We start from the raw sequence: 23,413 nt of genomic DNA on the forward strand, positions 1-23,413 counted from the left end.
CAAGTGTAAGGGCAGTGAATGGAATGATACATTGCTATTTTATGGTAAAAATAGCAATGCGCTGGATCTATCTTTCCCCTCATCTTGATGATGCCTCCCTTTCCGCCGGTGGTTGGATCTACGACCAAACTCAGGCGGGTAATGCCGTCGAAATATGGACGATCATGTGTGGGTTTCCGCCTACAAAAGCGCTTTCGCCGTTTGCTCAATACCTCCACGCTCAATGGGGCATGGACTCTGCACGGCAGGTCGTAAGTGATCGCCGGGTTGAAGATAAGAATTCCGCTGCCATTCTTGGAGCAAAGGCCAGGCATTTCAACTTTTTAGATTGCATCTACCGGCAGGATAAGGCGGGGAACTGGCTCTATGTGGATATTTATACGCCGCCGCTGAAACAAGAGAATTACCTGCCAGCACAGATCGCTGCTGCCATTTCCGCCCGCCTCAAACCAGACGATAAACTGGTCTGCCAACTAGGCATTGGCAAACACATTGACCATGTCACCGTGCGGCTTGCAGCAGAATTGTTGAAGCGCCCGCTTCATTATGTAGCGGATATTCCATATTTGTTCAACTTTCCCGAGCACCTAAAGCCGAGCACAGTCGGAATGAAGAAAAAGGTCGAACGGGTAAGCAGGGCAGGACTAAAAGCGTGGAAAGAGGCGATTCTGGCGTATGAATCCCAAATGTCCATGCTTTTCAAAAATCACCGTGCCATGCGCGGTCAGATTCATCAGCATTTCCTCAAATTTGGTGGGCAAGCTTTTTGGGAAAAAGCCTAGACGATTTCATATAGGAATTTTGGGGGCTTGAAACACCCTCTAAATCGTGATATATTATGCCCGTTTTCCGGATGACGTCACCGGAAATTTTTTCATCATTGCATCTCGGTAGGGGATGCAAAATTCATTTAGCAGGACAATAGAATGCCAACCAATTTCCTTACCAAAGAGGGTTATGACAAGCTTCAAGAGGAGCTTGAACACCTGCGTACCGTGAAGCGCCAGGAAGTTGCCGCGCGTTTGCATGAAGCCATGGAAGGCGGGGAACTGATCGAAAATGCTGAGTATGAAGCCGCCAAGAATGAGCAGGCTTTTGTGGAAGGCCGTATTCAGGAGCTTGATCTTTTACTTGCCACCGCACAGATCATTGAAGATAACGGCAAAGGGAAGAAACATGATTCCATTCAAGTCGGTGCCAAGGTGACCATTAAAGAAGGTAACTTTGAAGCCGAGACCTTTACCATTGTAGGGGCGGCAGAAGCCAACCCGCGCGAAGGCAAGATCTCAAATGAATCCCCGATCGGCAAAGCTATTCTTGGACACAAGCTGGGTGATACCGTTAAAGTGGAAACTCCCGGTGGTACTTACAACGTGAAGATCCTCAAGGTCGCCTAATTTTAGGACGCGCCTCGCTGCCCCGCGTCCATAGTTTGGATGCGGGGCTTTTTTTATACTTACCTCACCCCTAACCCCTCTCCTAAAAGGAGAGGGGAACTGAAGGAAGAATCATGGCAGAATACAACTCCCTTGAAAAAATCCGTTTGCAGAAAGTGGAGGAACTCCGTGCTGAAGGCGTGGAGCCGTACCCAACCCGAGCAAAGCGGACTCATACCAGCGCACAGGCAATCGCCGAATTCGAGAAGGATGAGACGGTTGAGGTGAAAGTCACACTCGCCGGTCGCATTCGTTCGATGCGTCCCAAGGGAAAGTTGTGCTTCGCCCATATCGAAGACGGTGACGGCAAGATCCAGTTGTTCCTGCGCGTGAACGAAGTGGGGGAGGATCGCCTCGCCTTTTTCAACAAGATGTTTGACCTCGGCGATTTCGTGGAAGCGACGGGTGTGATGATGCGCACCAAGGCTGGCGAACCTTCGCTTCAGGTCTTGGACTTCAACCTGCTCGCCAAATCCATTTCACCGCTCCCTGCTGACAAGGACGTGACTCAGGAAGACGGTACGGTGGTCCGTTATGCTTCTTTGGATGACCCCGAACTGCGTGCCCGCCAGCGCTATGCTGATCTGGCAGTGAACTCCGAAGTCCGCGATACCTTTCGAAAACGCGCAAAGCTGGTCAAAGCCTTGCGGACTTTTCTCGACGACCACAACTTCCTCGAAGTGGAAACGCCGATCCTCCAGCCCTTGTATGGCGGCGCGGCGGCACGTCCGTTCACCACGCATCACAACGAACTTGACCAGGATATGTATTTGCGCATTTCCTTTGAGTTATATCTCAAGCGTTTGCTTGTGGGTAACTTGGAACGTGTCTATGAAATCGGGCGTGACTTCCGCAATGAAGGTGTGTCGTTCAAGCACAACCCTGAATTTACCCAGCTTGAATTCTATTGGGCGTACGCGGATTATTTGCAGGTGATGGAACTGACCGAGCAAATGGTGGCATATGCCGCCGAGCAGGTGACTGGCTCCACCAAGGTCAAATTTGGCGAGCATGAATTGGAATTCAAACCGCCGTGGAAGCGTGTGGAAATGCGTGATGGCATCCTTGAAACCAGCGGCATTGACATTGCCGAGCATAAAACGGCTGAGGCGTTGCTCAAGGCGATTAAAGAGAAACTGCCCAAGGCGATGCCTGATCCGAAGTCCACTCGCGGTAAGTTGATCGACTTCCTCGTCAGCGAATATCTCGAGCCGACGCTTATCCAGCCGACCTTCCTTTATAACTACCCGCGTGATATTTCGCCACTGGCAAAGTCCATGCCTGGCGATCCGCTGACTGTGGAGCGTTTTGAAGGGTATGTGGCAGGCTTTGAGTTGTGCAATGCCTTCACCGAATTGAATGACCCGCTTGATCAGGAACAGCGCTTCCTCGAAATGGGACGTGATTATGCCGACGGCGACGAAGAGAAGCAGCCACTTGATGAAGATTATCTGCGCGCCATGCGTTATGGCATGCCGCCCAATGGCGGCTTTGGCATGGGAGTGGATCGCCTGACAATGCTGCTAACGAACAAGCACTCCATTCGTGAAGTGCTTTTGTTCCCGGCGCTACGCAAGGAAGAATAGTTACGACCGCCGACTACAGACCGCCGTCTTCTGTCGGCGGTCTTTTTTAACTCACCCAAAAGTGGGACTTAGCTTTTATGACCTTAGAGGGAGATGCAAATAAGGCTTTCATGCGTAAAATAGATTTACTAAAACAGATGACAGCCATTCTGGTGTTGGTCATCTGTATTTTTATGAGGAATACTGGTGACTATGGAAAAAATAATGGAAGTTTTAGGTTTTGATGATGCTGATCTTGGTTCCAATCGTTTGGGACAACTGACCCAGAAACAGAAAGACTTGCTGGCGGAAAAAGCAAAAAGCCATAAAAGTTTCAATACGATCATTGGCGTGATCATTGCAGTTGTTTTTGGCGGAGCATTATTGACCGGTTTGGGCGCGCCCATCCTTGCCGCAGTGGGTGGAAGTTTACTGGAAAGTGGCAAAGTCACAACAGAAGCGCTTCTCACTTTAATCCCCATTATTTGTGTAGTCCTGTTTGTCCTCGTCATCTTTGGCGGAATTCTTATTGTGATTCTAAAAGTTGTCTTTGATCGAGCCAACAAAAAAGTAGATACAACCGTCCGTCGTGTGGAAGGGACGGTTAACTTTATATGGGTCGAGAGGCGGGAACGCAATACGAGTAAGACAGGTCCCACGTATAAAACCGTCCGCGTGCTGGAGATGCGCATCGGTGGCGAGACGTTCAATGTCAATAATGAATTGCCCAATGTCATCAATCAGGGCGAGGAATGGATTTTTTACTACACTAACCATCCCTTCAAATTCTTGTCTGCTGAAAAAAATAAATAAGGGGTAAGCCCATGTCTAGGAATGAAAAACTTCAAGAATATTTCAACTTCAGCCAGACCGACCTGAATGCCAACCAGCAAGGACGTGTCACCGAAGATCAGCGAACCCGTATAAAAGCCAAGGTTCAGCGCTATAACAACCGCGTCCTGATCGTGTTGGGAATAGTCCTGGTGATCGGCTTCATTTCCAATTTCGCCATTCGAATAGCTGCTGCGAGTGACCAATTTAGTAGTCTCTTTTCCTCGCTGCCAATGGGCGCAGTTGGACCGATTTTCGCTGCCTTCATTATGGTCATTTTCTTAATTTTTCGCACCCAAAAGAAAAATGAACAATCTCTCCTGAAAGCCGAAGGTACGGTCAACTTTGTTTGGGTGGAGAGACGCGTGTCTAATCAGGATCGCACCGGTTACAAGACCGTCAAAAGCCTGCAAATGCACGTGGGTGGTGTCTCGTTCAGTGTCAACGAAAACCTGATGGACATCATTAACCAGGGCGATAACGTCCGCTTCTATTACACCAGCGGCGGGGATATTGTCTCTGCAGAATCTATCAACAAGCCATAAACCACCAAAGGCGATTACAATCGGGCGAAATCCACTCCTAAAGGTGACCTAATGAATTTTTCAGCCTCCCGTGATTTCGCCCTGCAACTTGATGCCCAAGATAAACTCGCCTCTTTCAAAGAGGCGTTTGTCATTCCAGACCCAAGCCTTGTTTACTTCGACGGTAATTCGCTTGGCATGATGCCCAAAGCGGCGCAGGAAAAATCGCGCCAAATTGTCGATGAGCAATGGGGCAGGGATTTAATCCGCGGTTGGAACAAAGGCTGGTGGGACGCTCCCTCGCGCGTGGGGGATAAGATCGGTCAGCTCATCGGTGCGGCGACGGGTCAAACTCTCGTCGGCGATACGGTTTCGGTCAACCTCTTCAAACTCGCCACCTCTGCACTCACGCTTCAACCGAATAAAACCCGCATCATCACCGACACATTCAACTTTCCTTCCGACCTTTACATTTTGCAGGGCATCAATCAAACGCTTGGTAATCGTCACGAAATCATCCGCATCGGCGCTAGCGACAACGACATCACGCCCGATCTCGCCGCGCTTGAAGCCGCCATCAATGAGAACACTGCGCTCGTCACTCTTTCGCATGTCGTGTTCAAAAGCGGCTACATGTACGACATGCAACGCGTCACCGACCTTGCCCATAAAAAAGGCGCGCTCGTCCTTTGGGATTTATCTCACTCGGTCGGCTCCGTCCCCGTCCACCTCGACGATTGCAACGCAGACTTCGCCATCGGCTGCACCTACAAATACCTCAACGGCGGTCCCGGCGCGCCTGCGTTTTTGTACGTCAACAAAAACATTCAAGAAAAACTTTCCTCGCCCATCTGGGGTTGGTGGGGTCAAAAAAATCCCTTCGACTTCGACCTCGATTACACCCCCGCCCCCGGCGCGCAACGCTTTCTCGTTGGCACACAACCGATGATTTCTTTACTCACTATGGAAGCTGCCCTCGAACCGCTCATGCAAGCAGGTATGGACGCGCTTCGCGAAAAATCCATTTTGATGACGGACTTCGCCTCTTTCTTAACCGAAAGCTGGCTCGTCCCCTTCGGCTTTTCATTAGGCTCCCCAGCGGACTCTGCCATTCGCGGCTCGCACATCTCCATTCGCCATCCCGAAGGCTACCGCATCAACCGCACCCTCATCGAAGAGATGAATCTCATCCCAGACTTCCGTGCGCCCGATAACCTGCGTCTCGGCTTTGCGCCCATCTATCTTTCCTTTGCAGATGTCTGGGAAGGCTTCGACAGAATCCGTAGAGTGATGGAAGAGAAGCGTTACGAGAAATATCCGAAGAATAAATTGGCAGTAACATAAAGTATTCGTCATTGCGAGGGCGACGTTCTTCCGCCCGAAGCAATCTCATGTCCGTGCTGTGAGATTGCTTCGTCGTTCACTATCGTTCACTCCTCGCAATGACGGGAAAGAGTAAAGATGGAACACAAACCCGATACCATCAAAGTCTCTGCATCTCATAAAGAAGAAGTATTTGCCACCCATGCGGATTTGCATGTGACGGTCAAAGGCTCCTCGCTGCTCAGCAGTAACGAGGCGATGAAGAAAGCTAAGGAAGTGAATCAACTGCTCGAAGCGCTGAAGCAGGTTGGGGTTAAGGAAGAGGCGGTCACGCTTCAAGGCGTGAATGTGTCCACATCCTCAGGCGCGGTGTTGAAATCTTCTACGGCATCCTATCGTTTAAAAATCCGCTGTGAAGATTTAGCGAAGTTCGCAGAGATTTTGGATGTGATCTCATCTCAGAAGAATGCAACGCTTACGCAGACGGAATGGAAATACGACGAAGATGCAGCGCGTGAAGCCTTGCTGCTAACGACCTTGGAGAAAGCCAAAAGCAAAGCCGCGAAGATAGCGCAGGCGATGGGGGTGAAGTTATTGGGCGTGTATGACTTGATGGAAAATACTTATGATGAAGAGCTGGCAATGCCGTTTCAGGCACAGGCGAAAGCGGCATTTCGTTCTGCACCCGCAGAACCAGAGCCAAGCCTCGGCATGGATGTGCAGCACTCAAAGACCATTCATGTGAATGTGGATATTTGGTATCGAGTCTCTGAATTCTAGTCTAGCACTTTTGTTCTAATAATGATAAAATCTCTTCCCCCAAGGAGAGATTTTATTTATGTCCCCGACCATTCAAGTTCAACATTTAAGTAAAACGTATCAGGTGCCGGAGCGCGAAGGTGGATTTGGTGCGGCTGTTCGTAGCTTTTTCAAACGCAAATATAAAGAGGTGAAGGCTGTTCAACAAGTGGACTTCACCATTGAGCAGGGCGAGGTGGTTGGCTTTCTCGGACCGAACGGTGCGGGCAAGACCACAACCTTGAAGATGCTTTCCGGGTTACTGCATCCCACAGGCGGAAGTGCGAATGTCTTGGGATTCACGCCTTGGGAGCTCAAACCTGAATATCTGCGCTCGATGACTTTGGTGATGGGGCAGCGCAATCGCCTCTCATGGGACATTCCCGCTGCGGATTCGTTCTTGCTCAACCAAGCCATCTATCGCATCCCCGATGATGAATATAAAGAAACTTATAAAGAATTGGATGAATTGCTCGAACTCGAGCCGTTGATGAAGAAACCGGTTCGCAATTTATCTTTGGGTGAGCGCATGAAGTGCGAGATCGCGGCTGGACTTTTACACCGTCCGAAGGTTTTGTTTTTAGATGAACCGACGATCGGTTTGGATATCACTGGTCAGTCGCGCATCCGCGAGTTTTTGAGAGAGTACAACAAGCGCACCGGCGCGACGATTTTGCTGACCAGTCACTACATGGCGGATGTTACCGCCTTGTGTGAGCGCATTATCATCATCCATCACGGACAGTTGAAATATGATGGCGGCATCAACGACCTCTCGAAGAAGATCGCGCCGTTCAAGTTGATCGGTGTGATGCTGGCAGATGCGGATGCGCATGACTTGAGCAAATATGGGGAAGTGGTTCAAAACGAGGAAGATGCCGAGAAGCGCTACATCCAGGTCAAAGCGGAGGAAGTGACGCACGTCACTTCACGGCTTCTGGCGGACTTGCCCATCCGCGATATCACCATCGCCGATCCACCGATTGAGGATGTGATCGAGCAGGCATTCAACGCGTAGGGGCGACCCTTCATTGTTTATCGAGGAGCACTGCCTATATGGGCGGGTCGTCCCTACGATGAATGGAGAATTTTATGTTCTTAATTTTCAAACGACTCTGGCAAGTGAACTGGGCGGAGCAGTGGCAATACCGCGCCAACTTGTTGATGTATCTTTTATACTGGCTGGTTTCTCCCATTGTGTACCTCGCCGTGTGGACGAGCATTGCGAACGTCAAAGGTGATGTCAACGGGTTTACTGCCAACGATTTCACGACCTATTACATGGTTCTGCTGATCTGTGACCAGATCACAAGTAACATCATCATTCATACTTTTGCCTACAAGATTCAAGATGGTTCGCTTTCAGGCGAACTGATCAAACCCATTCATCCCATGTTGACGAATGCATTGGTCAATAATGTTGCCTTCAAGGTGTTGACGATTATGGGGTTGATTCCTGTGTGGATTGTTTTGTTCATGCTCTTCAAGCCTGATTTCAGCGGCATTACTTTAACCGGTGTCTTGCTGTCCATCCCTGTGATGATCGTGGCGTTCTTTATCGGTTATCTGCTGTCCGCCACTATCGTCTCTCTCGCTTTCTGGACGACCCGCATCTACTCCATTCATGAATTTTACTTCGCGCTCATTCTGTTGTTCTCGGGTCAGTTCGTGCCGCTGCCGCTCATGCCAAAATTGATTCAAGATATCGCGCAATACCTCCCATTTCAGTTGCTGTTGTATTTTCCTATTCAGCTGATCCTCGGCAAGCTTTCAACAGAGCAGATCGTACTTGGATACATCATGTCGGGCGTGTGGCTGGTGGTCGCTGTGGTCTTGTTTAACCTCGTCTGGCGCAACGGCGTCAAGCGATTTTCTGCGGTGGGAGCATAACATGCAGACTCTCAAACTACTTTCTGCATTCTTCAAAGTCAACGTGCAAATGTCACTGGCATATCGTGCCGATACTGTTGTCAACATTTTGCTCAACCTGATGTGGCTCGGCTGGGAATTGCTTTCCCTTAATATCATCTTCAACAACACTGAAACCCTCGGCGGTTGGGGCTTGGGCGAACTCATTGCGCTGTTGGGTGTCTTCCGCCTCGTCAACACCATGATGATCGCGCTGATCTGGCCCAACACTGAGAAATTCAACCAGTCCATTCGTGATGGCTCGATGGATTACACCATCCTGCAACCGGTCAACAGCATGTTCTTGGTCACTTTCTCGCGCATCACCGTCTGGCGGATTTGGGACTTGGTACTTGCTGTGGTGTTGATCGTGGTGGGGGTCAATATGTCTGCTTCAGTGACCTCCGCGGCTCAGATCCTGACCTTTATCCTGCTCAGCCTCTCAGGCATGATCGTCATCTATAGCCTTTGGATCGTCCTCATCGCGCTGACGTTCTGGTTTGTCAAATTTGACAATAACGTCACCATCCTGCAAGCGTTGATGGATGCCGGGCGTTATCCGGCGACTGTCTATCCTGCCTGGTTGCGTGTCATCGTCACTTTCATTATTCCCATTGCAGTTGCAACAACCATTCCGCTCCAAGCCTTGCGTGGCGAATTGAGCGTCATCCAGGTGCTGACCTTTCTCGGCGTGAGCGTGCTCAGCTTCTTGATCGCGACACGCGTGTGGAAGACGGGTTTGAAACAATACAGCGGCGCAAGCAGCTAAAACAAAACGGCGACTTCAAGTCGCCGTTTTGTTTATTTCTTTTCCAAAATCACTATAGACTTTCCATCCGCAGAAGACAATGTCAATAGGTTTCCACTTTGAGTGACAGTCATCGTCTTGTCTGAAAGGATGGCGAGGACTGCACTTTCCTGTGCGGATGTCTGGTCACAGAACATCATGGTCGAGATGATTGAGCCAATGCTCATTTGGTCGCCGTTGAGTTTGTAATCTCCGCCGAAGGTGTTACATCCAACCGTCCCGCCGAATTGACCATCTTCAAACGAAATGGATGTTTCTACACCTGGTACAGCAGGGGTGGGTGCGGCAGAGTCGCCGTACGAGACGAGCTTCCATTCGCCAGTGAGGCTGGTGTTGGTTGTGGAGCAAGCGTTAAAAATGACCATAGCGAGCGTTAACATAATAAGAGCAGGTAAGGTGGCGAGTTTCATAATTTCTTCTCCTTGATATCTATTTTGACGCCCCGATGGATAAAAAGTTCCCGAAAAAAAAGAACCGAGGTTTTCCTCGGTTCCGGTTGAGCTAGTTCGCCTGGTTGAATTTTGAGCGGCTGTAAAGTGTGATTCCTGCCGATGCCGAAACATTGAGCGACTCGACTTTATCACTGATGGGGATGCGTACTTTCATCGTGGCAGCGTTTTCGACCTCCGCTGAGCAGCCATCTTTTTCGCTGCCAAAAGCAAGTAACAGGCGGTGAGGGGTGGCTGCGATTTCATCCACTGCCTTATCTGCGTGCATATCCATGACCATGAGCGACTCGTTATTCTTTTTGCAATAATCCAAAAAGTCTGCAGTGGATGCGGTGATCATAGGCAGGGAGAAAAGATACCCTCGACTCGCACGGATGAGACGACGGTCGTACAGATCAACAGGGTCCATGTTGAGCAGGAGGATTCCGCCCACGCCCAGCGCAAGTGAAGTGCGGGTGATGTTGCCAATATTGCCAGAGATGCTCAAATCTTCGAGCACGACCACATCTTTTTTGATGGATTTCAACGCCTCCAACCCGACGGGTTGTGGCGTGTAGGCAATCGCAAAGATGCGCGAAATTTTGTCATTTTCAAAGAGCTTTTTAGTGGTGCGTTTGGCGACTTCGTGAATGGTCGCCCCGGCGGTGAGATTCTTGCGCAGCGTATCCGAGACAGTCTCTTCGCCTGCATAATAAAGCGAGTCGATCTCCACTCCGGCTTCGATGGCTTGCAGAATATTCTCTTCATCATCAATGAGGATCTGATTGAGCTCGCGCCGCCCTTCGCGGGTAAGCAGTTTGCGAATAGGTCCCGCCAGCGGGTGATTGAGCGAATCGACAAGAAAAGGGTTATTGGCTGATTGTTCTTCCATGCTGTCATGATAATCTTGTTATAAGGTGGGGTCAAGTTGACTTGTTTGGGGGCATTGTTGAAAGGGTACAATTGAGAAAAGGAAATCTAATGGAATATATTCTGACCAGCACTCCCATTCCCGGCATGCTGCTCTGGGCTGCACTTTATATCAGCGATTATTACATGACTCTTGCTGCTGCCAGGGGCTATAAAGATATTGGAGTTTTTAAGTTCGAGAAGAGCTTTGAATTGACCCCGCAATTTCAAAAAGATATTGACGGGCAGTCCCGCATTTCCAGAAGACACATTCTCTATCTGTTCGCCTATACCATCATTATCCCTGTATTTTGGTTTTTAGGTGTGCGCATCCTTCGAATGGATTGGCTCTACTCTTTTTTGATTGGCGCACTCCTCCTGTTGGAAGTTGCAGTACACATGCGTCATTTCCGTAACTGGAAGCAGATCCATATTTACAAGCGCGAAGGCGGGGTAACGGGCAGCATCATATTCGGGCAGCGCTTTTCCTACCTGAGTTCGGCATTTGACCTGTACCTTTATGCGGTCTTGTTCTTCCTTGTGTTTTTGATCACCTTTAGTCCTTTTTTTCTTGGCGGCACATTTTCCTGCTATTTGACCGGCTTAAAACATAGCAGGCTCGCTCAAAAACTATCACCCCCTCAGAAAGATCAATTGGCAAATTCAGATGCAGATCCTTCATCAAGATAGCTCCATTCTTGTAGTTAATAAAACTGCCGATCTTTCCGTCCTGCCGGAAGGCTGGGATAAGGAAGCGCCGTATCTCGCAAAATTGCTGGAGGAGAAATACGGCAGGATCTGGGTCGTGCATCGCATCGACAAGATCACCAGCGGCGTCATCGTCTTTGCATTGACGGCGGAAGCGCATCGTTCATTGAATATTCAGTTCGAGAAGCATGAAGTGGAGAAGTCGTATCATGCTTTGATAAACGGACTCCCCAAATGGGAGCAGAAGGTGACGAAATTTCCGCTGCGGGTGAATGTGGGGCACAAGCATCGCACCGTCGTGGATGACCGCGGCGGAGTCCGCTCGGAGACGCGCTTCAATCTGCTGGAACGCTATCAAGCTGCAGCGCTGGTAGAGGCGTCACCGATGACAGGAAGGACACACCAGATCCGCGTTCATGCGTACGCATTGGGGCATCCGCTGTTGGGAGATGTCTTATATAGTGCTCCCGAAACAGACCTGATCGCACGCCCGGCGCTGCATGCTTTTTCCTTAACATTCACTCACCCTGAAACGGGTAAGAGATTGACCGTTCAGGCAGACTATCCACATGATTTTCAAGAAGCTTTACGTTTGCTGAGAGGCAAATGAGCCTTTTGAATTTATGGTATATTTTTAGTAAGGAGCACAGCCATGAACGAGCGAATCCTCATCATCGAAGACGATCAAGCAATCTTAAAGTTATTGCAGCGCGGTCTGGCGTATGAAGGTTATACGGTCGATACCGCCACAGACGGACGGATGGGGTTGATCGCAGCACGCGACCATACTCCCGATCTGGTGGTTCTGGATTGGATGTTACCCGGTATGGATGGCTTGGAAGTTTGCCATCGTTTGCGCCAGGGCGGTTCGATTCCCATTTTGATGTTGACGGCAAAAGATACCGTTCAAGATCGCATTCAAGGATTGGACGCGGGAGCAGATGACTACATGGTCAAGCCGTTCAATCTGGATGAATTGCTGGCACGTGTACGTGCGCTTCTACGCCGAACCCAGCCGGAACGCATTCCCGTTTTGAAGTTTGCCGACCTTTCGCTGGATACGGGCTCGCGGCAGGCAACCCGTGGCAATCGCACTGTGGCATTGACCGCGAAGGAATACGAATTATTGGAATTGTTCCTGCGCCATCCTAAGCAGGTATTGACCCGCGAAGTGATCTTTGACCGGGTATGGGGCTACGACTTTGGCGGCGAGAGCAATGTCTTGGAAGTATATATTCGCTATCTTCGCCAGAAACTGGAAGTGGAAAATGAAATGCGCCTGATCCATACGGTGCGCGGCGTTGGCTATGTCCTAAGAGAGAATCCTTAAGGCATAATGTGTAATTCTTGTTTTGTAATTGGTAACTGGTAATATACAGGTTACCAATTTTTTCTTAATCGTCAATCGTCAATCGTCAATCGTCAATCGTCAATCGTCAATCGTCAATCGTCAATCGTCAATCGTCAATCGTCAATCGTCAATGTCCCTGCGTCTGCGTCTTACCTTGTTGTACTCCACATTTATGGGCGGCATCCTGCTTGTATTTGGTGCGGCAGTGTACATCCTTGTCAATGTGATCTTGTTGAATCAGGTGGATAACCTGTTGGCAGGAGTGGCGCGTGAGATCGTGCGGGCGACCACAGTCGACTCGACAGGGGACCTGAGCGTCATCAGCCTTCCACAGTTGGATATGACGGCGAACGCCTACGTACAGGTCTGGGGAGCAGATGGAAATCTTCTCACAACGTCTCCGAGTATTGGCTCTTTGAATAAACCTCTTGACCCCATTGGTCTGGACATGGGGAAGACGATGTATGAGGATTCCTACCTGGATGGGGCGCATCTGCGGGTCCTCACCGTTCCGCTTAAATTACGCAATCGCATCATAGGGATATTGCAGGTGGCTGCCAGCCTGACGGTGGCAGATAACACGCGCACCAGTTTGCTTTCGATCATGGCGGTGATCGCTGTGGTGGCAGTTGGGTTGGTGATGTGGGGGTCGTGGGTTGTGCTTGGGCGGGCACTCTCGCCCCTGCAGGATATTGCCGACACGGTGGATCAGATCAACCGTGCAGATGATCTTTCGCGCCGCATTCCAAACCAGGGCGCCCTGCAGGATGATGTGGGGGACCTGGTCATTTCTGTGAATCAAACGCTGGAACGGCTGGAGTCTCTTTTTACTTCACAGCAACGCTTACTTGCCGATGTGAGCCACGAACTGCGTACGCCGTTAACGGTTATCAAAGGCAATGTCGATTTGATCCGTAAGTATAAGGAACCTGATGAAGACCTGCTCAACAGTATCGACCAGGAGGCGGGCAGGCTGAACCGCCTTGTGAGCGGATTGCTCATGCTGGCGCAAGCAGATTCAGGGAAAGTGCCGCTGAATTTTGCGCGAGTTGAACTTGACCTGCTTTTGACAGAAGTCTTTACGGAAACGCGTGTCTTGGCTGGCAGTAAGGTAAAAGTACACCTTAATCAAATCGATGAAGCCCTTGTTAAAGGGGACCGGGACCGATTGAAGCAGGTTATTTTGAATTTGGTTGCCAATGCCATTCAATATACACCGCATGGCGGTGAGGTTTTCCTGAGCCTCAAACGTATTGGTGAACAAGTGCGGCTGATCGTTCGCGATACGGGACCAGGCATTCCTGCTGAAGACCTCCCCTATATATTTGAGCGTTTCTATCGCGCAGAAAAATCCCGAACCCGTTCCCAAACCAGTGGGTTTGGGTTGGGATTGTCCATCACGAAATGGATCGTAGAGCAACATGGTGGTCAGATCAAGGTCGAGTCGAAGGAAGGCGAAGGGACAACGTTTGTGATCTGGTTGAACGTAGTTAAGTAATCGTTTAATTGGGGGTTATGGCAAACCCAGCCGTTGACTGGCTTGGCTGCAGAGACTGACACCGTATTTTGTATACCATTCATCTAATGCATCACTGACAGTAATGCCGCTTATGGCATCGTTGTAGATCGGCGCGCCATATTGAACGTAACGCTTCGTTTCTGCATGCCAACTCCATTCAGCGCGTGGGATGATGCCAATGCCGCCGTTGTAGCCAGCCATGGCAAGACGGGCGTCTCCATTTGCGCTGGCAAGGGAGCGGACGAGGTAGGCGAGTCCGCGAGAGGCATTGGTTTCGGGGTTATAGGGATCATCCCCTGCATGGAAGTGAAATGGCATTACTTGGAAGAGCCCCATGGCACCGGCGCCAGATGTGGCACGCGGGTCTCCACAAGATTCGATTTGCATAATGGTGGCAACCAGGTTCGGGTCGAGGTTTGAAGCGGATGCCCATCTCGAGATGGAGTCTGCCCAATAGAGGACTTCCCGCCTGAAAATGGGGGAAAGGTTTGATGGGATGGAATCGGGCATCGAGTCTAAAGATGCCATTGGAAGCGGATTGGCTTTCTTTAATGCCAATGTTCCAAGTAGAACACTAAGCAAGATGACAGCAAAAGGAACGATGACAAAACCAGAAAAACAGCCGCTCCCTGCATCTTCCAGAGGAGCGGCTTGTATTTGGTATGAGTCTGTTTTTGTAGAACGAGCGCGGGGCATGTGTAAATTCTCTTTTCTGGGTCTGAGGGACCCGGGCTCGAAGAGGTGAGTATTTAGTTGTCGAAAAAATATTTTTATGCGTCGTAGCGTCGGTCTGCGCCTTCGGAACTGCGAGCTTCATAGGAGACAGGATGATAAGTCGGCTCGGGAGGAATGAAGGATGTTTGAGTGGACGAAACGGGCTTTGGCGCCGGGCGGAAGTTGGTCTGTGAAGCCGGGGCAGCGCTGACAGGTCGATTGATCTGTGAGGCTGGGCGCAGAATGGGCTGATTGGTGGGTTGGTTGTACTGCGGGCGCTGTTGACTTTGGTTTTGATAAACCGGGCGCGGTTGCTGCTGTGGCTGTGGTTGAGGGCGTGGCTGGTTGTAGTTGGACTGGTATGTGTTGGAGTGAGCCTGAGCCGTGGTAAAGAGACGTTCGCCAGCCAGCGAGAAAGTACCAATGATGAGCAGGCGCACCAGCCAAACCATTCCAGCGACAAAGATCGGGACGATCTTTGTAATGGTTTCAGTACTCATTGCAGCAGTTCCTTGAATGTTGCCATTCTGAGCAATTGCAACAGAAACACCCCACCAGGTAAGTGTAGCGTTGAAACCAGCAGCGAGCAGCCAGGCACCAAAGAGATAATAAACTTCAGCAGGTTCATCACGCCCTTGTTCGGGGGTGAAGATACGGGCGATGCCGGCAAAGTCGATACCGCAGAAGGCAATGGCCAGCACTGTGGACCAGCGCATACCTGCAAAGGTCAGGTCGCCGAGCATATCGTGCAACGCATATTGGGTGGTGCTAAAGTTAAAGATCTCAAAGGCGAGCAGAGCGCCGAGGATCATGGCACCCCAGGCAGCGCCGCGGCTATATTGGCGGTTGTGGACGATGCTGTTCCATAAACGAAGCAGGGTATCCCCAAGTGGATTGCGACGGTAATTAGTCATTTCGACCTCCTTGTCGATTGATACAGAACGTGTGTTCTAATAGTAGAGCGGATTTTAGAACAAATGTTTTTTTGTGTCAAGGTTTGAATGAGAGAAAATCGGGGTTCAGATTCTCTCGTTTCTTTTTCCTATTGCGGTTTTCGTGGCAATATTTTTTGTTTCTTATTTGACTCAATCCACCCATCCCCGTTACACTATCTGCACTCTATGACTTCACCCCTTGAACCGGGTGAACCGCGAAAACGGAGACCCAATGTTTTTCTCGAACACACCGCGCCTAGAAAGTCTGCGGGCGATTGCGGATGTGAAGCACATGCCCTATTGGTTGGATGACCCCTCCAAACCAGAACCAACCCCACCTCTTACAACCCAGATCCAAACCGACCTCGCCATCATAGGCGGAGGCTTCACCGGTTTGTGGACGGCTCTGCAAGCCAAGCAAGCCGACCCGAATCGAGATGTTGTCTTGCTTGAAGCAGGGGAGATCGCCATCGGTGCCAGCGGACGTAACGGCGGCTTCTGCGCCGCCTCTCTCACGCATGGCATCGATAATGGCAGGAGTCGCTGGGCGAAAGAACTTCCCACGCTCATTCGACTAGGCAAAGAAAATCTCGATGGCATCGAAGCCACCGTCAAACAATTCAATATTGACTGCGATTTCATCCGCTCGGGCGAAGTTGGCATTGCCAACGAAGAACATCAAATCGCAGAGCTGCGTGAAGAAGTCGAACTCGCCGCACAATATGGTGTGCCTGCGCAATTCTTTGATCAAGCCGAAATGCGCGCACGTATCAACTCGCCGACCTTTTTGGCGGGCGCAATCGACATGTCCAATGCCATGCTCAACCCGGCGCGCTTGGCATGGGGTTTGAAGAAGGCATGTATTCAGCTTGGAGTCCGCTTTTTTGAGGGCACCCCGGTCACGGCGTTGGAAGAGAGGCGCGAGCATTTGGTCCTCAAGACTCCGCAGGGTCAAGTCACAGCGCGTAAAGTGGCGCTGGCAACCAATGCCTTCCCGCCTTTGCTAAAACATCTTTCGCTTTATGTTGTGCCGGTCTATGATTATGTTTTGATGACCGAGCCGCTTTCCAAAGCTCAGCACGATGCCATTGGCTGGTACGGACGCGAAGGCTTGAGCGATATCAACAATCAATTCCATTATTCGCAAATGACATCAGACGGGCGGATTCTGTGGGGCGGCTACGACGCGATCTATCACCGCAATAATCAAGTCGCGCCGCATTTGGAGAACCGCCCCGCCTCTTTCGGACTTTTGGCTGAGCACTTCTTCCAAGCCTTTCCCCAGCTGGAAGGTCTGCGCTTTACCCATGCCTGGGGTGGCGTAATCGACACTTGCTCACGTTATGCTGTCTTTTGGGGCAAAGCCTATGGCGGCAAGTTGACCTATGCCATGGGCTATACCGGTTTAGGAGTTGGCACGTCGCGCTTTGGCGCACGCGTAATGTTGGATTTGCTCAGCGGCGAGAAGACCGAGCTGACTGAGTTACAAATGGTCAGAACCAAGCCGTTCCCATTCCCACCAGAGCCATTCCGTTCGCCGATCATCAACTTCACACAATGGTCGTTGGATCAAGCAGATCGAAATCAGGGGAGGAGAAATCTGTGGTTGAAGACTTTGGATGCGTTGGGTTTGGGGTTTGATTCTTAATCAAAAAGACCTCCGAGGTTTCTGAAACCTCGGAGGTCTTTTTTTACTTCTTCGACGGTTTGGACATTTCGTCCACAACCGCGTTATACAGGGTTTCGGCTTTTAATTCATTGAGCGAGAAGCATGGCGCTTCGAGGTGGTCTGCCAGTTGCTGGGCAAGACCCTGATCGAAGGCGGCGTGTTCCATGTTGATGACGACTGAGCGGATCTTTTCATTTGCGATCATTTCCGCAAATTTGAAGCCTTCTTCTTGCGGCGGCAGTGTGCCAATGGAAACGTTGCCTGCGCCATCGGTTAGCACGATCAGCAGCGGCTCAACATCAGGATGGATGTGTTTTTCATGGGTGATCACATCGTGCGCCATGAAGAGTCCTGCGGAGAGCGGAGTCTTGCCGCCAACGGGGATGTCTGCCAGGGCGCGTTGAGCAAGCTGTACAGAACTGGTGGGGGAAAGTACCAGCGTGGCACGATCTTTCTGGAAGACGATCAAGCCGACGCGGTCACGGCGCTGATATGCATCTGTGAGCAAAGAAAGAATCGCGCCCTTCGTGGCATTCATACGTTCGGCAACCGCCATCGACCAGGAAGCATCCACGAGGAAGAGCACAAGGTTCGCGACACGTTTGACGCGGATCTTGCGCTGTAAGTCACTCTTCTTGATCGAGAAGGCGAGCAACTTGCGTTCTTCGGTTCGTTGTTTTTGAAATGGGGCTGCGGCGCGGATGGTTGCATCGAAGGCAATATCCGTCAGGTTATCGCCAGCAGGGCGGGACTTGATGTAGCGTCCGTGTTTGCGCTCGGTCTTGGTGAGCGAGCGCCGTCCCGCCTGCTTGCGAGTTAGTTTATCTAATGGAGTGTTGAGCTTGCGCGGTTGGAAGGTCTCACCGGCTTTAACTTTTTGTCCGCCTTCCCACCAGTTCGCGTTACTGCTTGCGAACACTTCCCGATTTTCCATCGGTTCGGGGTTGCCTTCCTGCGGACCTTCCTCGGTCTGCTCATCTTCCAGTTTTAAGTTTTTTTTTCCTCTTTTTCGCCGTCCGCTTGCTGGCTTTCGGATTCTTCATCCTCTTCGCTCGGCATGGACTGACCCGCCAACTGCTCGATGCGTTCCTGCAGTTGTTCGGTGGTCATTTCGGCTTGCTGGAAAGGCGTGCGCTTGATGCGGTGCGGCAGAGCCAGTTCCGCGGCGAGCGCAATATCGTGGTCGTTGATCTTGGTGCGACCTTCAAATGCGGCTTCGGCGCGTGCAGCTTTGAGAATGACCATATCTGCGCGGTGACCGTCCACATTGAGGGAGGAGGTTAGGGCGGCGATGGAGAGCAGATCACGTGTGGTGTATTTCACCTGGTCCACGAGTTCGCGGGCTTTGGCGATCTGCTGGGAGAGTTCATCTTCCTTGGGCTGCCACTGACTGCGGAAAGCTTCGGGATCTTTTTCATAGGCGATGTTGCGTTCCATGATCATCATGCGTTCGCGCGCTTCACGGATGCCGACGATCTCAACCGAGAGGGCGAAGCGATCTAACAGCTGCGGACGCAGGTCACCTTCTTCAGGATTCATCGTCCCGACGAGAATGAAGCGTGCCGGGTGGGCAAAGGAAATGCCTTCGCGTTCGACCGTGTTCACGCCCATGGCAGCCGAGTCCAAAAGAATATCCACCACATGGTCGTCGAGCAGGTTCACTTCGTCGATGTAGAGCAAGCCGCGATTTGCGCCCGCGAGAATGCCGGGTTCAAAGTGGCGTTCGCCTTTTTGAATGGCTTTTTCGATGTCGAGCGTTCCGACCACACGATCTTCAGTGGCAGAAACAGGCAGGTTGATGAAGGGTGTGGCACGTTCAGCCGTGGGAAGTTTTTTGGCAACGGCATGGCGTTCTTTACATTCCGTACACCATGTGCCGGATTTTTCCGGGTCACATCCGAAGCGGCAATCTTGAACGACTTTTACATGGGGGAGAAGCGCGGCAAGCGAACGAGCCGCAGTAGACTTTGCAGTACCGCGTTCACCGCGGATCAATACGCCGCCGATGCGCGTATCCACTGCATTAAGGATGAGCGCGCGTCGCATGCGCTCCTGTCCAACGATAGCTGTAAAGGGGAAAATAGCTGGCATCTGTATACTCCAGCCGGTGATTATAACGCCTGTTTTGGAAACTCGCGTGAAAATTTGGGGTTCCTTCTTCTTATTAGGGTTGTCAACTTGTCGTTTCACTTGTATAATCTCTTCATATTTCTTTTAACTGGAGTCACGAGTGATGGATCAAAATGAAACCCTGAGCGGGACAAATAATGCGCAGGGAGATCAGAATAACAATCAATCGATGGAGGCGCTGTTAGCATCTGAATCGTTTGGCATTGATCTTCCTAAAGCAGGCGAGATTCGCAAAGGGACAATTGCAAGTATTTCACAAAACCAGATCCTGATCAGCATTGGGGCGAAGTCCGAGGGCGTCGTTGCTGGCAAGGAATTGGAGCAGCTGACCGAAGAAGAACGCGCCGCGCTCGCAGTCGGACAGGAACTCGATGTTTTCGTGATCATTCCCGAAGACGCGAATGGCAATGTTGTGCTTTCTCTCAAGCGTGCTTTTGAACAGATCGCTTGGGAAAACGTTGAGAAAATGATCTCCGAGGAAACCGTATTCGATACAAAGATCATCGGTTTCAACAAGGGTGGTCTCATTGCCGCCATTGGCAGCCTGCGCGGTTTTATCCCCTCCTCACAGATCAGCGCTGTGCGTCGTGCGCAATCCACTGGCGATAAACCGGAACAACGTTACCAGAAGATGGTCGGGCAGCCGATCTCCGTCCGCATTGTTGAAGTGGACCGCGAACGCCGCCGCCTCATTCTCTCTGAACGTGCCGCCAGCACTGAATCTCGTTCCGAACTGAAGGAACGCGTGATCGGCGAACTCGAAGAAGGCAAGACGTATACCGGTCGCGTGACCAGCCTCGCTGATTTTGGCGCTTTCGTCAACATCAACGGTGCAGATGGTCTCGTGCATCTTTCTGAGATCTCCTGGGATCATGTGACACATCCCAAGGAAGTCCTCGAAGTCGGTCAGGAAGTCAACGTCAAGGTTATCAATATTGACCGCGAAAAGCGCCGCATTGGTCTTTCCATCCGCGCGCTGCAGGATGACCCCTGGAAGAACCGCATGGCCAATTTCAGCGTCGGTCAGCTTGTGGAAGGCGCGATCACCCGCCTGACCAAGTTCGGTGCCTTTGCCCGCCTCGAAGGCGATATCGAAGGTCTCATCCACATCTCCGAGTTGAGCGAGAACCGCGTGGAACATCCCAAGGAAGTTCTGCACGAGGGTGACGTCAAGACCTTGCGCATCATCCGCATTGACCCTGACCAGCACCGCATCGGTTTGAGCCTCCGCAAAGTAGACTCCGCTGCCTTTGCCGACAAAGATTTCAAGATGCTCACGAAAGACTTCGGCGGCGACGAAGAAAATAACGAAGAATAAGAACAGAGCGCACCGAAAGGTGCGCTTTTTCATTTTGAGGTGCCCATGTCCTTACTCGTAGATGCCCACGCCGATATTGCTTTCAATATGTTGACCTACGGACGCGATTACACCCGCTCCATTGCAGAGACTCGCGCTCTTGAAGCAGGAACAGCCACTGTTAAAGAGAACGGCGATACTCTTATTAGTTGGCATGAATACCAACGCGGGCGGATCGGGGTCATATTTTCAACGCTTTTCGCCGCACCGGCACGCTTTCAAACTCATGCAACCGAATCGCAGGTTTACAAGAACTTTGACCAGGCACACAAGTTGTACAGCGCTCAATTGGATGTCTATCATCGGATGCAGGATTCCGCGCCGGACAAGTTCCGCATCCTCGCCTCCAAACGGGACCTGGAACAGCACCTGACTCTCTGGCAGGATGCAGCGACTGAGGCAGTGAGCCGCCCATTGGGCATGGTCATTCTCATGGAAGGTGCTGAAGCGATCCGCGAACTTTCTGAATTGGAGATGTGGCACAACCGCGGAGTCCGCTTGATCGGACCTGCCTGGGTCGGCACACGCTACTGCGGCGGCTGGAAGGAACCCGGTCCGCTGACGGATGACGGGCGCAAACTCCTCGCCGCCATGGCAGACTTCAACTTCACCCTCGACCTTAGTCACATGGATGAACGTGCCGCCGTTGAAGCTCTGGATATTTACGAAGGTCCCATTGTGGGTACGCATGCCAATTGTGCCGCCCTCATGCCTAACTCTAATACGAACCGGCATTTTACCGACCGCATCCTCGAAGGCATCATTGAACGTGATGGGGTGGTGGGGGTGGTGCCTTTCAACACCTATTTGAAAGTTGGCTGGTCGCGCGATAAGGGACATCTTCGCGACGAAGTGCCTTTGGATGTGGTCGCCAGCCATATTGACCATATTTGCCAGATCGCCGGTGACTCGCTTCATGCCGGCATCGGTTCAGACTTTGATGGCGGCTTTGGCGTGCAATCCGTCCCGCCTGAAATTGATACAGTTGCCGATCTGCAAAAACTGGCATCCGTATTGCAGGCACGCGGCTATTCCGAGACAGATACCGCCAACATCCTTGGCGGTAATTGGATTGCACGTCTCAAAACGAACCTGCCTTAGTTTTTTCAAAAGATACACACGGCTGAACGAAAATTTCTTTCAAAATACAAGTTGTTTGATTTTGTTCATCTACGGTTAAAATTACCCCATGTCTACTCTTCCTGATGATCCCACGCAAAACCCAGCTGCCCTGCAACCGCAGGACGATTCGCTTACCCCGCGCATTCGAGTCAGTCTCATTCTCACATTTATCGGGCTGTTTATTTTTGCCGTTGGCGCCAAACCCGATCTCTTCGGTTGGGATCGCAGCCCTGTGGTCGGCTTTGTACAGATCATTGTCTTGCTGATCGGTCTCGCCTGGATCTGTGCGGGCGGGTATCTCGGTTTACACGCCCTGTGGTGGGGACTGGAACGTACCATTGTCGGTGACATTGGCAGCCGTCTGGTTGCAACGGGCTTTGTCTTTTCGGTCTTTGCCGGGTTGGCGGATATTTTTGGCATGGGCTCGCATTCTTTCCCGCAAATTCCCTACTTCGGTCCGTGGCAGGCAGCAGGCGTCTTGATCGGTCAGGGCATCATCGCGCTGGGATTTTTGATGATGATTCCAGGAAGGAAGGGAACAAATGGAGCCGTTACAATTTTGGACACTAGCTATCGGAATTATTGGCGCAGCAGCATGGATACCTCAATTAATTTCTTTAATTATTAAACTGTAAAAAAACCAGTTGCTACAATTATTCCTGTAAATCATGCCGAGGTTGGATTTACAGAACTTGGTCCCATAATTAATATAAAAGTTGCTCTAACATCTGATAATGGGGATACTCTTATTGATCTAATTGAATTAATTGTCAAACACGAATCAGGGGCAAAACAGAATTTCAAATGGCATGAAGTTCAAGAAATTAAAGGGCAAATAGTTTCTAATAACCAAGACTACTCAGCCTTTCAGATGCTTGAATTCGAAGCTACTGCAAGAAAAGTCTTAGGATCAGATTTAAAAAATTTATTGTTAAGAACTAGACTTGAAGAGCATACTGCTACACATAGAAAACTATATACAGAATACCTGAAGGAACGCCGAAGACTCATAAATAATAATCAGTATTCACCTGAAACTTTTTATGTAGCAAAGGTCTCTCAAGATTTGCAATCTTTCTTGAAATCTCAAATGACTTGGAAAAAAGGTAGATACGTCATAGAGTTTCGTTTGAATACTAGAAATTTTGCAAAAGTTTCAAGCCCTGTTTTGGCTTTTGAAATATCAGAAGAAGATATTATCTTAATGCAAAATAATAGCGAAAATATGCCTAAACTTATTCATAATGATTGCTATTCATTAGTTGGAGATGATAATTTGCTCACTTTTCAATGGCAGTGGTTAGATAAAGAGCTAACAAAAATGTAGTGCTTTTATTTACATGAATATATGCATCCTGTCTGGAGTGCTTTAATGCCG

General features: G+C 50.5%; 25 protein-coding genes. 19 read left to right on the top strand and 6 right to left on the bottom strand.

What is annotated here, in order from left to right; genetic code table 11:
* The first annotated feature begins 41 nt into the window (after positions 1-41).
* The 10 genes from IPG80_RS15325 (at position 42) to IPG80_RS15370 (ending at position 9,154) form a co-directional block, all read left to right on the top strand.
* Complete coding sequence (locus IPG80_RS15325) at positions 42-782, top strand: PIG-L family deacetylase (RefSeq protein ID WP_345108359.1); 741 nt, start codon at positions 42-44, stop codon at positions 780-782.
* A 144-nt stretch (positions 783-926) separates the two neighbouring features.
* Positions 927-1,397, top strand: a complete 471-nt coding sequence (gene greA, locus IPG80_RS15330; protein WP_345108362.1) for a transcription elongation factor GreA — start codon at positions 927-929, stop codon at positions 1,395-1,397.
* Positions 1,398-1,510: 113 nt separating this feature from the next.
* Entirely contained in the window at positions 1,511-3,022 is a 1,512-nt protein-coding gene (lysS, locus tag IPG80_RS15335; protein ID WP_345108364.1) for a lysine--tRNA ligase, read from the top strand.
* Positions 3,023-3,214: 192 nt separating this feature from the next.
* The gene (locus IPG80_RS15340) at positions 3,215-3,814 is read left to right on the top strand and encodes a hypothetical protein (protein WP_345108366.1); all 600 of its coding nucleotides are present in this window, start codon (positions 3,215-3,217) and stop codon (positions 3,812-3,814) included.
* Positions 3,815-3,825: 11 nt separating this feature from the next.
* Positions 3,826-4,377 (top strand): hypothetical protein, encoded by a 552-nt coding sequence (locus IPG80_RS15345; protein WP_345108368.1) that lies wholly within the window; start codon positions 3,826-3,828, stop codon positions 4,375-4,377.
* A gap of 51 nt (positions 4,378-4,428) precedes the next feature.
* Positions 4,429-5,700: a kynureninase gene (kynU, locus tag IPG80_RS15350; RefSeq protein ID WP_345108371.1), complete on the top strand. Its 1,272-nt coding sequence runs from the start codon at positions 4,429-4,431 to the stop codon at positions 5,698-5,700.
* A 117-nt stretch (positions 5,701-5,817) separates the two neighbouring features.
* Positions 5,818-6,459 carry an SIMPL domain-containing protein gene (locus IPG80_RS15355; protein WP_345108374.1) on the top strand — a complete coding sequence of 214 codons (642 nt, stop codon included), beginning with the start codon at positions 5,818-5,820 and terminating at the stop codon, positions 6,457-6,459.
* A gap of 58 nt (positions 6,460-6,517) precedes the next feature.
* Positions 6,518-7,495, top strand: coding sequence for an ATP-binding cassette domain-containing protein (locus tag IPG80_RS15360; RefSeq protein ID WP_345108376.1), 978 nt, complete (start codon positions 6,518-6,520; stop codon positions 7,493-7,495).
* Positions 7,496-7,569: 74 nt separating this feature from the next.
* Positions 7,570-8,367: an ABC-2 family transporter protein gene (locus tag IPG80_RS15365; RefSeq protein WP_345108379.1), complete on the top strand. Its 798-nt coding sequence runs from the start codon at positions 7,570-7,572 to the stop codon at positions 8,365-8,367.
* A 1-nt stretch (position 8,368) separates the two neighbouring features.
* Positions 8,369-9,154: an ABC-2 family transporter protein gene (locus IPG80_RS15370; protein WP_345108382.1), complete on the top strand. Its 786-nt coding sequence runs from the start codon at positions 8,369-8,371 to the stop codon at positions 9,152-9,154.
* Between the two features lie 32 nt (positions 9,155-9,186).
* Here IPG80_RS15370 and IPG80_RS15375 read toward each other — a convergent pair whose 3' ends face one another.
* Together IPG80_RS15375 and IPG80_RS15380 are read right to left on the bottom strand one after the other, a co-directional pair.
* Positions 9,187-9,603: an META domain-containing protein gene (locus IPG80_RS15375; protein ID WP_345108385.1), complete on the bottom strand. Its 417-nt coding sequence runs from the start codon at positions 9,601-9,603 to the stop codon at positions 9,187-9,189.
* Positions 9,604-9,694: 91 nt separating this feature from the next.
* Positions 9,695-10,513: a TrmH family RNA methyltransferase gene (locus tag IPG80_RS15380; protein ID WP_345108387.1), complete on the bottom strand. Its 819-nt coding sequence runs from the start codon at positions 10,511-10,513 to the stop codon at positions 9,695-9,697.
* A gap of 89 nt (positions 10,514-10,602) precedes the next feature.
* Between IPG80_RS15380 and IPG80_RS15385 the strand changes: the two genes are divergently transcribed.
* The 4 genes from IPG80_RS15385 to IPG80_RS15400 all read left to right on the top strand — a co-directional run bounded on the left by IPG80_RS15385 (position 10,603) and on the right by IPG80_RS15400 (position 14,087).
* Positions 10,603-11,220: a hypothetical protein gene (locus tag IPG80_RS15385; protein WP_345108390.1), complete on the top strand. Its 618-nt coding sequence runs from the start codon at positions 10,603-10,605 to the stop codon at positions 11,218-11,220.
* On the top strand, positions 11,198-11,848 hold the full coding sequence (locus IPG80_RS15390) for a pseudouridine synthase (protein WP_345108393.1): 651 nt from the start codon (positions 11,198-11,200) through the stop codon (positions 11,846-11,848). Before IPG80_RS15385 ends, IPG80_RS15390 begins: the two co-directional genes overlap by 23 nt.
* A 42-nt stretch (positions 11,849-11,890) precedes the next feature.
* Positions 11,891-12,568 (top strand): response regulator transcription factor, encoded by a 678-nt coding sequence (locus IPG80_RS15395; protein ID WP_345108396.1) that lies wholly within the window; start codon positions 11,891-11,893, stop codon positions 12,566-12,568.
* Between the two features lie 151 nt (positions 12,569-12,719).
* The gene (locus IPG80_RS15400) at positions 12,720-14,087 is read left to right on the top strand and encodes a HAMP domain-containing sensor histidine kinase (RefSeq protein WP_345108399.1); all 1,368 of its coding nucleotides are present in this window, start codon (positions 12,720-12,722) and stop codon (positions 14,085-14,087) included.
* A gap of 15 nt (positions 14,088-14,102) precedes the next feature.
* Here the strand turns inward: IPG80_RS15400 and IPG80_RS15405 are convergent, their stop codons facing one another.
* The gene (locus tag IPG80_RS15405; RefSeq protein WP_345108402.1) at positions 14,103-14,804 is read right to left on the bottom strand and encodes a lytic transglycosylase domain-containing protein; all 702 of its coding nucleotides are present in this window, start codon (positions 14,802-14,804) and stop codon (positions 14,103-14,105) included.
* Positions 14,805-14,878: 74 nt separating this feature from the next.
* On the bottom strand, positions 14,879-15,736 hold the full coding sequence (locus IPG80_RS15410) for a hypothetical protein (RefSeq protein WP_345108404.1): 858 nt from the start codon (positions 15,734-15,736) through the stop codon (positions 14,879-14,881).
* Between the two features lie 253 nt (positions 15,737-15,989).
* Here IPG80_RS15410 and IPG80_RS15415 point away from each other — a divergent pair, with 253 nt between their 5' ends.
* Positions 15,990-17,405, top strand: coding sequence for an FAD-dependent oxidoreductase (locus IPG80_RS15415; protein WP_345108406.1), 1,416 nt, complete (start codon positions 15,990-15,992; stop codon positions 17,403-17,405).
* Positions 17,406-17,448: 43 nt separating this feature from the next.
* On the opposite strand, the gene IPG80_RS15420 is transcribed toward IPG80_RS15415, so the two are convergent.
* Both IPG80_RS15420 and IPG80_RS15425 read right to left on the bottom strand, forming a co-directional pair.
* On the bottom strand, positions 17,449-18,360 hold the full coding sequence (locus IPG80_RS15420) for a VWA domain-containing protein (protein ID WP_345108409.1): 912 nt from the start codon (positions 18,358-18,360) through the stop codon (positions 17,449-17,451).
* 53 nt (positions 18,361-18,413) lie between these two features.
* Entirely contained in the window at positions 18,414-19,517 is a 1,104-nt protein-coding gene (locus IPG80_RS15425) for an ATP-binding protein (protein WP_345108412.1), read from the bottom strand.
* A gap of 142 nt (positions 19,518-19,659) precedes the next feature.
* On the opposite strand from IPG80_RS15425, the gene IPG80_RS15430 reads away from it, so the two are divergent.
* The 4 genes from IPG80_RS15430 to IPG80_RS15445 all read left to right on the top strand — a co-directional run bounded on the left by IPG80_RS15430 (position 19,660) and on the right by IPG80_RS15445 (position 23,362).
* A complete protein-coding gene (locus IPG80_RS15430) occupies positions 19,660-20,874 on the top strand; it encodes a S1 RNA-binding domain-containing protein (RefSeq protein ID WP_345108415.1) in 1,215 nt (404 codons plus the stop codon).
* Positions 20,875-20,919: 45 nt separating this feature from the next.
* Positions 20,920-22,014 carry a membrane dipeptidase gene (locus tag IPG80_RS15435; protein WP_345108417.1) on the top strand — a complete coding sequence of 365 codons (1,095 nt, stop codon included), beginning with the start codon at positions 20,920-20,922 and terminating at the stop codon, positions 22,012-22,014.
* An 88-nt stretch (positions 22,015-22,102) separates the two neighbouring features.
* A complete protein-coding gene (locus tag IPG80_RS15440; RefSeq protein WP_345108420.1) occupies positions 22,103-22,663 on the top strand; it encodes a hypothetical protein in 561 nt (186 codons plus the stop codon).
* A gap of 243 nt (positions 22,664-22,906) precedes the next feature.
* On the top strand, positions 22,907-23,362 hold the full coding sequence (locus IPG80_RS15445; protein ID WP_345108423.1) for a hypothetical protein: 456 nt from the start codon (positions 22,907-22,909) through the stop codon (positions 23,360-23,362).
* Positions 23,363-23,413: the final 51 nt, after the last annotated feature.

The organism is Candidatus Villigracilis vicinus, assembly GCF_016702885.1.
GTDB classification, from domain to species: domain Bacteria; phylum Chloroflexota; class Anaerolineae; order Anaerolineales; family Villigracilaceae; genus Villigracilis; species Villigracilis vicinus.